The 13,035-nt window shown below is 59.3% G+C and carries 11 protein-coding genes and 1 riboswitch; of the genes, 8 read left to right on the forward strand and 3 right to left on the reverse strand.

The window, feature by feature from the left end:
• The first annotated feature begins 66 nt into the window (after positions 1 to 66).
• Positions 67 to 172: riboswitch (TPP riboswitch) on the forward strand.
• 24 nt (positions 173 to 196) lie between these two features.
• From BLT69_RS03730 to BLT69_RS03755, 6 genes are all read left to right on the forward strand, one after another.
• Positions 197 to 1,351, forward strand: coding sequence for a phosphotransferase enzyme family protein (locus BLT69_RS03730; protein WP_092648443.1), 1,155 nt, complete (start codon positions 197 to 199; stop codon positions 1,349 to 1,351).
• Entirely contained in the window at positions 1,348 to 2,415 is a 1,068-nt protein-coding gene (locus BLT69_RS03735; RefSeq protein ID WP_083314392.1) for an ABC transporter substrate-binding protein, read from the forward strand. Before BLT69_RS03730 ends, BLT69_RS03735 begins: the two co-directional genes overlap by 4 nt.
• Positions 2,416 to 2,418: 3 nt before the next feature.
• On the forward strand, positions 2,419 to 3,231 hold the full coding sequence (locus BLT69_RS03740) for an ABC transporter permease (RefSeq protein ID WP_058236414.1): 813 nt from the start codon (positions 2,419 to 2,421) through the stop codon (positions 3,229 to 3,231).
• Positions 3,215 to 3,955, forward strand: a complete 741-nt coding sequence (locus tag BLT69_RS03745) for an ABC transporter ATP-binding protein (RefSeq protein ID WP_058236415.1) — start codon at positions 3,215 to 3,217, stop codon at positions 3,953 to 3,955. The genes BLT69_RS03740 and BLT69_RS03745 overlap by 17 nt, the downstream gene beginning before the upstream one ends.
• 2 nt (positions 3,956 to 3,957) lie before the next feature.
• Complete coding sequence (locus BLT69_RS03750) at positions 3,958 to 4,866, forward strand: ABC transporter substrate-binding protein (RefSeq protein WP_092648444.1); 909 nt, start codon at positions 3,958 to 3,960, stop codon at positions 4,864 to 4,866.
• Between the two features lie 368 nt (positions 4,867 to 5,234).
• Positions 5,235 to 6,962, forward strand: a complete 1,728-nt coding sequence (locus BLT69_RS03755; RefSeq protein ID WP_070725958.1) for an FAD-dependent oxidoreductase — start codon at positions 5,235 to 5,237, stop codon at positions 6,960 to 6,962.
• Here BLT69_RS03755 and BLT69_RS03760 read toward each other — a convergent pair.
• The 3 genes from BLT69_RS03760 to nadE form a co-directional block, all read right to left on the reverse strand.
• Positions 6,959 to 9,586, reverse strand: a complete 2,628-nt coding sequence (locus BLT69_RS03760) for a choice-of-anchor M domain-containing protein (protein WP_162272391.1) — start codon at positions 9,584 to 9,586, stop codon at positions 6,959 to 6,961. The genes BLT69_RS03755 and BLT69_RS03760 overlap by 4 nt on opposite strands.
• Positions 9,587 to 9,684: 98 nt before the next feature.
• Positions 9,685 to 10,233: a hypothetical protein gene (locus BLT69_RS03765; RefSeq protein ID WP_092648446.1), complete on the reverse strand. Its 549-nt coding sequence runs from the start codon at positions 10,231 to 10,233 to the stop codon at positions 9,685 to 9,687.
• Positions 10,233 to 11,072: an NAD(+) synthase gene (gene nadE, locus BLT69_RS03770; RefSeq protein WP_058236854.1), complete on the reverse strand. Its 840-nt coding sequence runs from the start codon at positions 11,070 to 11,072 to the stop codon at positions 10,233 to 10,235. Before nadE ends, BLT69_RS03765 begins: the two co-directional genes overlap by 1 nt.
• A 104-nt stretch (positions 11,073 to 11,176) precedes the next feature.
• Between nadE and lipB the strand changes: the two genes are divergently transcribed.
• On the forward strand, positions 11,177 to 11,842 hold the full coding sequence (lipB, locus tag BLT69_RS03775) for a lipoyl(octanoyl) transferase LipB (protein WP_058236420.1): 666 nt from the start codon (positions 11,177 to 11,179) through the stop codon (positions 11,840 to 11,842).
• A 9-nt stretch (positions 11,843 to 11,851) separates the two neighbouring features.
• Positions 11,852 to 12,967 carry a lipoyl synthase gene (gene lipA / locus BLT69_RS03780; RefSeq protein ID WP_092648447.1) on the forward strand — a complete coding sequence of 372 codons (1,116 nt, stop codon included), beginning with the start codon at positions 11,852 to 11,854 and terminating at the stop codon, positions 12,965 to 12,967.
• The last annotated feature ends 68 nt before the right edge of the window (positions 12,968 to 13,035 follow it).

A 13,035-nucleotide genomic window follows, 5' to 3' on the forward strand; every position in this document is an offset into this window, starting at 1 on the left:
GTGACCCATCCACTATGTGAGGGTGGGGCACCCTCGTTTTACGTATGACGTGCAGCTGATGGTATGGTGAGGGGGCACGGGAGCCCGGACAGGCGGGCTGAGAGGGAAAATTCTCCGACCGTTATACCTGAACCAGATCATGCTGGCGTAGGAACGCGGTTTAGTCGTGCGCATTGGTGAGCACGAGGAGCCGCAAATGAATCGAGACGAACAACTCGACATCATTAACAATGTGTGGCCACTGATCTCAGATCAGGATGTGGCGGCGCTGGAAGAGCGCCTGGTGGATATGCCGCATCTGGCGGGTGCTTCCGCCCAGTGCCCGCAGGTCCTCACTCACTCGGCGCGTCCAATGGCCTCGGCGTGTATCGCCCAGCTGGCATGTGGAACACGCGTCTTCATCAAACGCTATGCGCCCCACCTGATCAGCGAATACGACCTGTGTGCCAAACATGACTACGTGAACCGGCTTGCCGCAGGCGCCTTCCCGACGCCGCGCTTCTTCACCTTCGATACCGGCAGAACATGTCTGACGATGGGCGGATGGGTCTGGGAAGTGAGCGAATGCGCGCCGGGTGAAGACCGTTACCGTGCGACGACCAGCTGGATGCCGCCGTACACACGCGAAGAGAGCGTGGAAATCGGCCGAGTGGCGGGGCAGCTTCGTCGCGCCTCTGAAAAGATTCCGGCAGTGGTCGCACCGCCCAATCCTTACCAGTCGCGCATGGACCTCATGCTGGGTGATCCGTTTGACCGTCTTGAAGCCTGGTGCGAAGCGCACCCCATCGTTGCCAACTATGTGTCCAGAACCGGCCGTGACCTGGCTGGTGACCTGGCAGTTGTCGCTCCTTTTGCGCGGGCCCTTGAGCCGCTGCGGGAGCGCCCTCGTTACTGGACACACGGGGACCTGCACGTGTCCAACACGATGTGGAAGGACACCAGGCAGGGTCCCGTCATCACCAGTGTCTTTGATTTTGGGCTGGCATACGCCAACCCGTCGCTGTTCGATCTGGCACAGCTCATTGAACGTCACGCGATCGACTGGCTGACCATCACTGAAGGTATCGAAAATGCGTGGCGTCCCCAGGTGGTGCGCGACCTTCTGGACGGGTATGTCAGTCAGTACCCACTGATGCGCGAGGAGGCTCGCATGCTCGCGCCGATGGTGGCAGTGTCGAACACCGAGTTCGAACTCGCTGTTATCGAGTATGACCAGCGTGCCCCGATACCGGGGCGTACGTCGGATTGGGCGTACACGATCGGGATGGATGCTCATCACCGGTGGTTCACCACTGAATCCGGCACTCAATTTATCCGCACAGTTACCCAACTAGCAATCGAGAGATCATGAAAACAACCAGGCTTTTGCCCCTCCTCCTCAGCGTCGCCATGCTGGGCGCATGCTCATCAGGCGGATCGTCGGATATGTCCTCAGCTGACCAGTCAGGCGCCGACGCCACCGGCCAGTCGGCTTCGCAGGCCTCTGGACAGATGCGTGATGTGTCCGTCATCTTGGACTGGACACCGAACACGAATCACACTGGACTGTTCGTCGCCCAGGAAAAAGGCTACTTCGCGGACGCCGGATTGAATGTGGACATCATGGGCTTCTCCAAGTCAGGTGTTGACGCTGTCCTCAGCGCGAAGGGCGCTGATTTTGGAATCTCGGGAGCAGATGCACTGGCATCGGCTCACGCCGCCAACCTTGGGCTGACGATGGTGCTGAATATTCAGCAAAAGTCCTCCTATGGCGTGGGAGTTCTGGAAGATTCGGGGATCACCCGTCCAAAAGATCTGGACGGCAAGACAATTGCAGACTACTCGGGCGATTCGGCCCATATCTCCACCCAGATGATGATTCAGCACGATGGCGGAACAGGCGAATTTGACCGCGTCATTGTGGGCGCGCAGGCGATGGCGGCTCTGGAATCAGGCCAGGCGGATTTTGCTGAGGTTCTCAGCACGTGGGAGGCAATTGAGGCAGAACTGTCGGGCACCAAGCTGCACATGTTCCAGCCCGCCGACTATGACGTTCCCACCACTCCGGCAATGATCGGCATTTCGACGCGCAACGACTTGATCGAATCGGATCCCGACCTTGTCCGCGCCTTCGTGCAGGCAGCACAAAAGGGCTACGAGTTCGCCAAGGATAACCCCGATGAAGCGGCGAAAATTCTGGTCGATGCCAACCCACAGGCCAAACTTGATCCCGAACTGGTCACCCGCAGCCAGGAAATACTCTCCACACAGTATTGGCCTGATTCAAAGGGTGGTGTGGGCTTTGCCGACATTGATCGCTGGAACACCTACCTGGCATTCATTGTCGAGCAGGGCCTCGTGTATGACGAGAAGGGGACTGCGGTCACCGAACCGATCGCAGCTGACGACATCGTCACCAATGAGTTCGTGAAGTAACAGATGCCCGCGAGGTACCGCACCGCCGTCTCTGCACGTGAGCGCGACCAACACCACCGGGGCAGTTTCATGCCCGCACTGATGTTTGTGGTGTTGCTCCTGTGCGCGTGGGAGGTGGCGGTGCGCGCGTTCAACGTCAACGAACGCCTTATGCCGGCGCCCTCGACGATTATCCACGCCGGCTTTGATGATGCGCCCAATGTCTGGGAAGCCACCAGGATCACCGCCCTTGAAGTTGGCCTGGGAACGGTGCTTGCACTCGTGTGCGGTGTGAGCCTGGCTTTCATCATCTTTGCGATTCGCCCGATCGGTCGTGTCGCCATCCCTGTTCTCATCATCTCGCAGACCATTCCGGTCGTCGCTATTGCGCCGCTGCTCATTATCTGGTTCGGCTTCGGTATCACGTCGAAAGTACTGCTGGTCGGATTGTTCGGGCTTTTCCCGATCGTGGTGCCGCTGGCGCGCGGACTGGCATCGCCCAGCAGAGACCAGATTGACGTGGCCACGACCTTGGGCGCATCGAAATGGTGGATACTCACGCATGTGCGCATGCCCGCTGCGGCCGCAGTGTTCATGTCCGGGCTACGTATCACCGTCACCTACGGGCCGGCTACGGCAGCGACTGCTGAGTTTGTCGGAGCGCGCAATGGCTTGGGAATCTACCTGCTGACCGCGCAATCCTCGTTTCGCACCGAGCTGGTCTTTGTCGGCGCAGCAGTGTTGACGGCGATGACACTGGTGCTGTACGGCGTTGTTGCTCTGGCCGAACGCATTGCGTTTCCCTGGAAAGCGGTGACACATGCTTCACATCAATGACGTCAGTAAACAATTCCAGGTCCCGCCCACTCTGGCCCTCGATCGCATTTCAGCCACTCTGTACCCACATCAGACTGTGGCAATCGTCGGGCCATCAGGATGTGGCAAGTCCACGCTGCTGCGTATCGTGTCCGGCCTGGATCACGCCACGAGCGGCCAGCTCGAATGGCAGGTGGATAACCCGCACGTCGCACTGATGCCGCAAAACGACGGTCTGTTTCAGTGGCGCACTGTTGTTGACAACGTCGCATTGCCGCTGTTCATCCACAAACTACCCCCGGCCACGGCACGGCAGGCCGCCCTCGACCTTCTCGCTCAGTTTGAGCTCGACGAATTCGCACACGCCTATCCGGACCAGCTCTCTGGTGGAATGCGCTCGCGTGTGGCATTTCTGCGGACGATGCTCGCTGAACCCACATTGATCGCACTGGATGAGCCGTTCGGCGCCCTTGATTCCATGACGCGCGCCGGCATTCAACGGTGGTTGGTCAGCGCCGCCCGGCAGCGCGCACTGTCGATCCTGCTGGTCACGCACGATGTGGAAGAGGCCATTACCCTTGCTGACAGGGTTCTTGTCATGTCCGCTCGGCCGGGTCGCATTGTCGCAGATTACCCCATTGATCTGCCTAACCGCACCGATCCCAATCTGCGCACAGATCCCCGGTTCTTACACGCACTCACCAGTATCAGAGTCGCCCTCGAACAAGGGGCAGAAAGAAGGTAGCAATGAACCTCGTCAGAATTCGTCTGGAATACGTCGTGACGTGGCCCAACCACGCCGGCCTGTTCGTGGCACGCAAGAAAGGCTTGTATGCCGACCAGGATCTGGACGTCGACATCTCCTGGGACGGTTTTGACCGTGGCACGCCCGCTGAACTGACCGCCCGCGGCGAATTCCAGTTCGCCTCGATCCGCTTGGGCGAGCTGCTCGAAACCCGGAAGACTGATCACCCCTTTGTTGCGGTCGCCACATTCAACCAGAACCAGCTTGGCGGCGTCATTACGTTGAAGTCCAAGGGCATCACCCGCTTCCGTGACCTGGAAGGCAAGCATGTGTCGATCCCACCGGTGGGACGCCTGACTGAAATGGTCAAGGAAGCTGTCGAAAAGGACGGGGGAGACTACTCGAAGGTCATCGTGGAAGATCCTGGCGTGTTCGAGCCGGACATCCGCGCAGTCGAAAAAGGTCATTATGACGCGATCTTCAACGTGCTTGGCTGGGAAGCCTACCAGGGGTCGGAAGACTTTGGTCAGGTCGTTCAGATCTCCTTCGACGACATTGAGGTCACGCCACACCATGCCTACTTCCTATGCGTCGAAGAGTCCTACCTGCGTGAGCATGGCGACACGGTGCGCAGCTTCCTGCAGGCCACCGGCAAGGGATACGACTTTGCGCGCGACAATCAGGATGAGACGATCCAGCTGATTGCCAGCACCATGTGCGCCAGCGAAGAAGACACCCTCAAAGCTTCCCTGGCCTTTATGGCGCCCACGTGGCACGCGCCCAGTGGACAGTGGGGGCAGATGGACGAGGGGGTCATCCGCTCCTACACCCAGTGGATGGTTGATAACGGGTTCACCACCGCGACGATGGATGACATTGATGGCGCGTGGACGAACGACTACCTGCAGTAAGACAACTGCCCGCAGTACGTGAACGCTGGGGTGAGGCCGGGAGAATCTGCCCGACCTCACCCCAGATCGTGTAAGAGAAGAAAACCCCGCCGAATCTCACTGCGCTGACGGGTGAGATGACAAAGAGGAACGAGACAAAACGGACAGCGGCGAAAACAGAAAGCCCTTCAAAGCGACGAAAGTGGAACCCACGAGGACGAACAGAAGATTGTATGAATGTGAATTTCGTTTGTGACAAGAGGGGGAGTGCGATCCGGCACGTTCGTCGCTTCAATGCCGTACAGTAGCGGTAAGTGTGAAACGAGTGGGCACTCACTGGCAATGGTGAAGCGTGATCCCTCGTCCGAACGACACATGAAAGGCCAGCAATGAAGCGAACAGAATTCGATGTCGTTGTCGTCGGGTCGGGTGCAGCCGGCCTGAGCGCGTCACTGACGGCGGCAAAAAACGGGCTACGCACACTGATGATCGAAAAAGGCGACAAATGGGGCGGGTCCACCGCTAAGTCGGCCGGCATGGTGTGGGTGCCGGGTAACAAACAGCTTCAACGTGTCGGCGGCAACGACAATATGGAAATGGGTCGCACCTACATGAAGGCGACGGTTGGAGACTGCACCAGTGACGAAATGATTGATTCGTTCCTGACCAACGGTACGCGCGCGATGGATTTCCTGACTGCAAACTGCCCCGGACTGGTGTGGCGCAACATGGAAGGCTACCCCGATTACTGGCTCGACGCTCCGGGAGCTCAGCCGCAAGGACGCGGCGTGGAGGCCGGTGCCTTCGACTCGAACAAACTGGGCAAATGGAAAAAGAACCAGATGGAGGCCTATTTCAAACCGGCTGTTCCGCTGGATCTGAATTCGTTCGACTCCGCCGACATCCTGCTCTTTGCGTCAAGCTGGAAGCCGTGGGCGCGACTGGCCCGACTGACTGCACGCAACATCAAGCATCTCTTTGCCCGGCGCACACCGCGCACAATGGGAATGGGACTGACCGGCGCCCTCATGGAAGGATGCCTGCGCGCAGGTGTCGAAATTGCCATGAACACCGCGTTGAAGGACCTCATTGTGGAGGATGACGCGGTGCGCGGCATCGTCGTGACGCACGAAGGCAAGGAGTCACGTATCCGCGCTGCCAAGGGCGTCATCCTGGCGTGCGGCGGGTTCGAGCGAAACGCGCAGATGCGTCAGAAATACCAGCGCCACCCGATTAATGGCACGTGGACTGTCGGCGCGGAAACGAACACGGGCGACGGTATTCAGGTCGGCCTGCAACACGGTGCTGCGATCGACAATATGGCTGATGCGATCTGGTCACCTGTTATCCAGTTGCCGCGTTCATCCGCGTGGACGCCGATCGTCATTGAAGATGAGGAACGCTTTATCGTCCCGGACCGGTCCCTGCCACACACCGTGATTGTCAACGGCCAGGGCAAGCGCTTCATGAACGAAGCGCTGCCATACTGCACCGCTGGCCAGGGCCTGTATGGTGGGCATTTCGGCAAGGGCGAGGGAGACGCTGAAAACCTTCCCGCCTGGCTGATCTTCGATCATCAGTTCCGCTCGAAATACGTGTTCGGCTACGGACACATGCCGGTCGTGCCCCTGCCCAGGGAATACTTCGAATCAGGGGCGATGGTACAGGCAGACAGCGTGGACGAGCTGGCGCAGAAGATCGACGTGCCGGTCGAGCAGCTGCGCCTCACCCTCGAGCGGTTCAACGATTTTGCGCGCACAGGCATCGACGAGGATTTCCACCGCGGCGAAAACGAACACGATCGTTTCTACGGTGACCGCTACCATGAGCCGAACCCGTCGCTCGGCACAGTGGAGAAAGGCCCGTTCTACGCCACGCAGGTCTACCCCGGTGACATTGGAACGTCGGGCGGCCTGGTGATTAATCCGCAGGCGCAGGTCACGCGCGAGGACGGCAGCGTCATTGACGGTCTGTATGCGGCCGGCAATACCACCAAATCCATTGTTGGACACACCTACACTGCCGGCGGCACGTCGATTGGGGCCGCTCTGGTCTTCGGGTATGTTGCCGCGCGTACGATCGCAGAAAAGGCCGGCCGCAATATGGTTGCTCACTAAGAACAGCGAGGGTGCCTGGCCACGCACGCACACCCGAGCGCGGCCAGTATGAGTGCGCCTGCGACCATTCCTCCATGGGCGCCACTGCTGGCAAGGCGCTGCGTGCCCAGTGGCGTAACTGATGCCAACGGGGCACCTGAAGCCGAGGCGGAGGCATGCTGCTCGCCCGTGCTCTGCGCGCCAGCCGCGTCCTGCGGTGTGGTACCTGCATCTGCACCGTCAGTCTTCGTCTTGCCAGAGTCTGTCGGCTGAGATTCGCTGGAGGGAGCCCCGCCAGCGGGAGTATCTGGCGTGGGAGTGCCTGCGGTGGGCGTGTCAGCGCACGAGGGCGTCTTTCCTGACCTGTGATCAAGGATTGCCTGGTGACCGACAAGTACGGTCAGGCACTGCTTGCCTGATGATGCGGGCGCGCCATCGATCGTCCCGCTGTAGGACGCATCGAGCAGATACACGCCAGGCTGGGTGAATGCCCACGCCGCATGTGCGTGAATGTTCGCCGGCATGGTGATGCTTGTCATTTCGCGGGTCGAATTTATCAATTCGGTGGTCTCACCGAAGGTTCCCAGGGTAAAGACGTGGTATGAGGCGCCTTTGGGAATGGAGCGCGGCTCAAGGTGTAAAGTCAGTGACTCGGCACGCTCAGCGTCAACCTCGGTCGTCGACCAGCCTGGCCACAACGCGCCCTGGCGCTGTTCCTGGTCCAGCAGGTAGTACTTGGCTGGAGGTGTGGGAAGGAAATTGGGTCCGTTCGCCGCGCCTGACGGAGTGCGCGGAGTGGACCGACGCGTATTGTCATCCAGTGCGAACGCGACTGACGATAGTTCGCGAACCTGCGATGAATGTGCATGCTGCCTGGTGTCATCCTTCAATGCGATCCCCAGACGACCATTTGCCTCCAAGCGGGCCTGAATATCCACGTGGCCATCGTTCAGGATCAGACGCGGGTCAGCCTGTGTGTGCGGCGAGTCGCTATCGGTTCCGGGAGCGGTGCCTGGTTTCGCACCGGGATTTGAGCCAGGATCAGTCCCCGTCTCGGATCCGCCCGGCTTTCCATCCGTACCGGCTGCGTCGGACGGATCGGAATCTGGATCGGCAGGTGCTGCGGGAGAAGCAGCTCTCAGCGTGCCTGAATACGTCAGCGGCTGAGCAGTATTGACAGGCGTGGGGATCGTGACCTCGGTCGGCAGCGCTCCGATCAGAGCGTGAGGGAGCACCGTGAATTTCAGTGACATCCCATCGCAGTCAGACTGCATATAGGTGATGGAAGCGGTGGCTGCGCCCTTCGACCCCGACACCATCTCCGAGGGCTCAAGACCGCAGGTGGGATTATTCGCGCCAGCCTCGTAATATCCGCCACGGAGCGTCGCACGGATCTTCGGGTCATTGAACCTTATAGTCGTGCTGAATGTCTCCCCGTCTTCCGGGGTGAGCGTGAGAGCGAATCCCAAGTCAGTGGGCGTATACGCGTCGGTCGAAAATGCAGGCGCCGGATCGTGTGAAGCGGGCTGCGGCAGCCCCTGAGCGCTTGCGGGAGACGATACCGTTGCCGCAGCATCGCCTGTCGAGTAAGACACTTCGGGTGAGACCCACCTGGCGTGTGTGCCATCTGCGGGAATAAAAACGGCTTGGAGGGAGCTGGTGGTGTTCCCCAGCATTTCAGGCCACGTTGCACGCCCGTCTTTAACAGGTACTTCCGCCAGGAAATAGCCGTCGATCAAGAAGGTCACTGTTCCGCTGGCACCTTCAGGCACGCTCGCCACCAGATCCGTCAGCTGATCATCACCATCATTGTCTCGCCCGTGGTGGGGGCGAACGGTCAAGGAGTAGGTACCGGCCTGCGGTGGAGCATCAGATGCCGCGGCAAACTGATCGGACAGCGAAGCAGAGGGTGTGCTTCCGGGTTGGCTGCCGCCGACCTGCCACACGTGCGGGTACTTTCTTGACGCGATCAGGGTGCCGTCAGCTGAGCGTGCGGTGACGCGATATGTCGCCGTGTAGCGTCCGGGTTTGGAAAACAGCGTCATATTGTGCGTGTGAGATCCTGCAGTCAACCATGTTGAGCGCAGATCCGGATTATGGCTGGAGATTAAGCGCGTCAGAATCTTCAATGGCCCCAACGTCGTGTAATTCATCAGTTCCATGCGACCAGGTCCATCAAAATCAACCAGGTCGAGGGTGAAAGTGCGACCAGCAAACTGTTCAATCGGAATATCTGCATCGGCACCAAATCCTGCCCAGATCGGAGCCTGATTCCACCCCGGAAGCTGCGGAGCCATGTACCACGTGGCACTGGTGTCTCGCAGGAATCTCACCTCAGGATCGTCAGGAACGTGGTAGATAAACTGCTGAGCCTGGGTTGTGTCGTTGTACCCCTTGCCGACCCAGTTTACGGTCTGCTCAAGCGGATAGACCTTCCCATGCGCCTCGTTCTTGAGGACGAAGGTTCCGCCTTCCCAATACGTTTTCGGCGCATCGATATGTCCGAGCGTTGCCACGGTTTTCCCGTCATCGGGAGCGGCATGGGTGGGCGGAGTTGTCGACAGTGCGGCGCCGATGGTCATGATTGCAGTGACGAGGGTGGCGCCGGCATATCGGAAGAATCGTTGGCGGGAGATGGCGGGCACGGTGTGCATCTTTCGTAGGCGGTGAAGTTACCACCACACTAGTGCAAGTGAGAATACTTATCAATAAGATGAGAGCTGCCCATTGTGACTCCTTGTCGTCAACGGGTAGCGATCACGCCCAGTGCTGTCCCCACCGCGACGCCCGCCGCATCGGCCACCACATCTACCGAATCGGCACCGCGACCCGGAATATGAGCCTGAAGTTTTTCGGAGATCCATCCGTGCGCGCATTGGCCCGCAGCGGCCACATACCACGGCACTCCCACAGCAACGAGGCTGGCAGTGCCTGCGGCAAACAACACAGCGTGCACAAGTTTGTCGGCATCACGCGGCATCGATTTCAACACGGCGTCCGCGATGCTGTCGTGATCGTCACTGTCGATGGCGCTGGTATCGTCGGTGGCACAGGTTCCGCCAGTGGAGCAGGCCGCGCTGGTGCCGGTATCGCTGGTGCCGGTATCGCTGAGGTAATTGGTGCCATTGCCGTCGGTGTCATCAGCGTCAGTGACGCCGATTCCGCTGGCGCCGCAATCCGACCGTGTCACAGCTCGCGGATCAGGGGCATAGAGTGCTGCAAGCTGCGCGCCCCACGCGAGACCAGCTAACACCCATGTGACAGGTGAAGGCTGACGCGAGCGTCGTGCCATCAGTGCGTCTTCTCCCAACGGCCAGGTGTCAAAGGCAGTGCACGCTTGTGAGCGGTGCGCGAGTGCCACCTGACGATGGTCTGCTCATCTTCTTCGCTCACCTCGCGGCCCTCAAGGTAGTCGTCAATGGCCTCATACGTGACGCCCAGAGCAACTTCATCAGGACGCAGCGGCTTATCAGATTCCAGATCCGCGGTAGGAACCTTGTCAGTCAGTGTCGCCGGAGCGCCCAGATAGCGGCCCAGCTCCCGCACGCGGCGCTTGGGCAGTCCAGTCAGCGGTGTCACGTCAGCAGCACCATCACCAAACTTCGTGTAGAACCCGACGAGGGCTTCCGCAGCCTGATCAGTGCCGACGACGAGCATTCCGCGAGCACCGGCAACTGTGAACTGCGCGATCATGCGTTCGCGAGCCTTCACGTTGCCCTTGACAAACTCCGTGTAGGAATCGACATGATCATCATCTGCTTCACTCACTGCCTGCCACATGGCATCGGTCGACGCTCCGATGTTGACTGTCAGAACCTGATCAGCATCGATAAACGACAGGGCATCTTGCGCGTCGTCCTCGTCAGCCTGGACCTGGTATGGAAGGCGCATCGCGACGAATGTGGCGTCACCACCATCCTCGCGCACTTTTTCGCACGCCAGCTGAGACAGGCGACCGGCAACGGTAGAATCTACTCCGCCCGAAATGCCCAGGACATAGCCCTTCAGGCCAGTTTCCTTGAGATATTCGGCCAGGAACGTGATTCGACGCTCGACCTCGTGAGCCGCATCGAAATCTTCGACAACTTCCAGTTCTTCCATAATCGCGCGTTGGCGTTCATGATCAGTCATATCTGAATCGTAGCGAACTGAGGGCGCTCGCAGTACTGCCAACATCGGCGTATCTCACGCTTGCTCGGGTGGGGCGATAAGTTTCGCCAGCGTAGAGTAGAAGCATGCAGGTAAAGAACCTCTTGGATCGCGGACTGATCCCGTACATGGAAGGTGACCGAATCCAGCGTGAGACCTTCGATGACGTGAAGGTGAGCCATTGCGATGACACGCTCATTGTTGCTCAGTTCGAACCGACCTACACGGCTGGGAGGCGCACGAAGCCTGAAGATATCGTCGATGCTGACCTGCCGGTCATTTCGGTTGACCGTGGAGGATCGGTAACGTGGCACGGGCCCGGGCAGCTGGTGATTTACCCGATTATTCGCCTGGCAGATCCAACGGAAACGATTGGATACATTCGCGCCGTCGAAGCGGCAGTCATCGAGGCTGTCCGCACTACATGGCACCTGCCGGTTGTTCGCATTGAGGGCAAAGCCGGTGTGTGGTTGCGTGACCCTGATCGCAAACTCTGCGCCATCGGACTCAAAGTGGCTCAGGGCGCAACGATGCATGGTCTTGCTTTGAACGTCAATCCTGACTTTTCGCGCGCCTTCACAGGTATCATTCCCTGTGGGTTGCACGACTGCGGTGTCGCCTCCCTCGTTGGGGAAGGCGTCGATGGTGTCAGCGTTGCCGATGCGGCTGACCCGCTCATCGCGTCCCTGACAGCCCACCTGGAGCCACTGACATACTCTGCACACGAATCTGAACTAGCTGCAACGAAGTGAGGACCAGCGTTGTCGACACTGCCAGAACCTGAAGGCCGCAAGCTCCGACGCGTCGAAGAGCGCAACTCGCACACGCCTATCGAAAAGCAACGTCCCACATGGCTGAAGACGCGCGTTTCCAATGGGCCGGGATATCAGGATATGCAGCAGCTGGTTCATCGCGGCGGACTGCACACCGTCTGCGCAGAAGCTAACTGCCCGAATATCTATGAATGTTGGGAGGACCGTGAGGCTTCCTTCCTGATTGGTGGAGCGCTGTGTACGCGTCGATGCGACTTCTGCGATATTGCCACCGGACGGCCAACTGAATACGACCGGGATGAGCCCAAGCGCCTGGCTGAGTCGGTTAAAGAACTCGGACTGCGCTATGTGACGATCACAGGCGTCAGTAGAGACGACCTTGAAGACGGAGCCTCGTGGCTCTACGCAGAATCGTGCCGACAGATCCATGTCATGCAGCCTGGTACCGGTGTCGAATTGCTGGTCGATGACTTCAAAGGCGATCCACATGCCCTTGCACAGATATTCGAATCCGAGCCTCAGGTGTTCGCTCATAATCTGGAAACGGTTCCGCGCCTGATGAAGACAATCCGGCCGGCGTTTCGTTACGACCGTTCGCTGAGTGTCATCAACGCAGCGAAGGAGGCTGGCCTCGTCACAAAATCGAACCTGATTTTGGGCATGGGGGAGACGACCGAAGAAATCGAATCCACCATGCGTGACCTGCTGGACGCGGGGTGTGACATCTTGACCATTACGCAATACCTTCGCCCCTCGGCATTGCACCATCCCATTGACCGATGGGTCAAACCTCAGGAATTCGTGCGACTGCGTGACGTGGCGTATGCGATGGGATTCCCCGCCTGTATGTCAGGGCCGCTCGTGCGTTCCTCCTACCGTTCAGGCAAACTGTGGGGCGAAGCGATGAAGAACCTGGGTCGGGAAATCCCGTCCCAATATGCTGACCTCGTTGAACTGGCCTCCGCTGGTGCGGCGCGTCAGGAAGCCTCAGCTGTTGTGGGACGGATGTCTCCGGCAGAGTGTGCTCACTCAACGTCGGCCGAACCTGCGATCCCTGCCAGCGGGTCGCTGGTAGGACGTCCGCTTCCGGTTTCGGCCCTCTAGGAACCTCATACATCACACAACGCGCGCCTTGAAGCTGGCTGATGAGCCAGTCAAGGCGCGCGTTGTGC

This window comes from Schaalia radingae, from assembly GCF_900106055.1.
GTDB classification, from domain to species: domain Bacteria; phylum Actinomycetota; class Actinomycetes; order Actinomycetales; family Actinomycetaceae; genus Pauljensenia; species Pauljensenia radingae_A.

Coding starts and splice junctions, on each gene's coding strand:
- BLT69_RS03730 (WP_092648443.1), top strand. CDS start 197: ATGAATCGAGACGAACAACTCGACATCATTAACAATGTGTGGCCACTG.
- BLT69_RS03735 (WP_083314392.1), top strand. CDS start 1,348: ATGAAAACAACCAGGCTTTTGCCCCTCCTCCTCAGCGTCGCCATGCTG.
- BLT69_RS03740 (WP_058236414.1), top strand. CDS start 2,419: ATGCCCGCGAGGTACCGCACCGCCGTCTCTGCACGTGAGCGCGACCAA.
- BLT69_RS03745 (WP_058236415.1), top strand. CDS start 3,215: ATGCTTCACATCAATGACGTCAGTAAACAATTCCAGGTCCCGCCCACT.
- BLT69_RS03750 (WP_092648444.1), top strand. CDS start 3,958: ATGAACCTCGTCAGAATTCGTCTGGAATACGTCGTGACGTGGCCCAAC.
- BLT69_RS03755 (WP_070725958.1), top strand. CDS start 5,235: ATGAAGCGAACAGAATTCGATGTCGTTGTCGTCGGGTCGGGTGCAGCC.
- BLT69_RS03765 (WP_092648446.1), bottom strand. CDS start 10,233: ATGGCACGACGCTCGCGTCAGCCTTCACCTGTCACATGGGTGTTAGCT.
- nadE (WP_058236854.1), bottom strand. CDS start 11,072: ATGACTGATCATGAACGCCAACGCGCGATTATGGAAGAACTGGAAGTT.
- lipB (WP_058236420.1), top strand. CDS start 11,177: ATGCAGGTAAAGAACCTCTTGGATCGCGGACTGATCCCGTACATGGAA.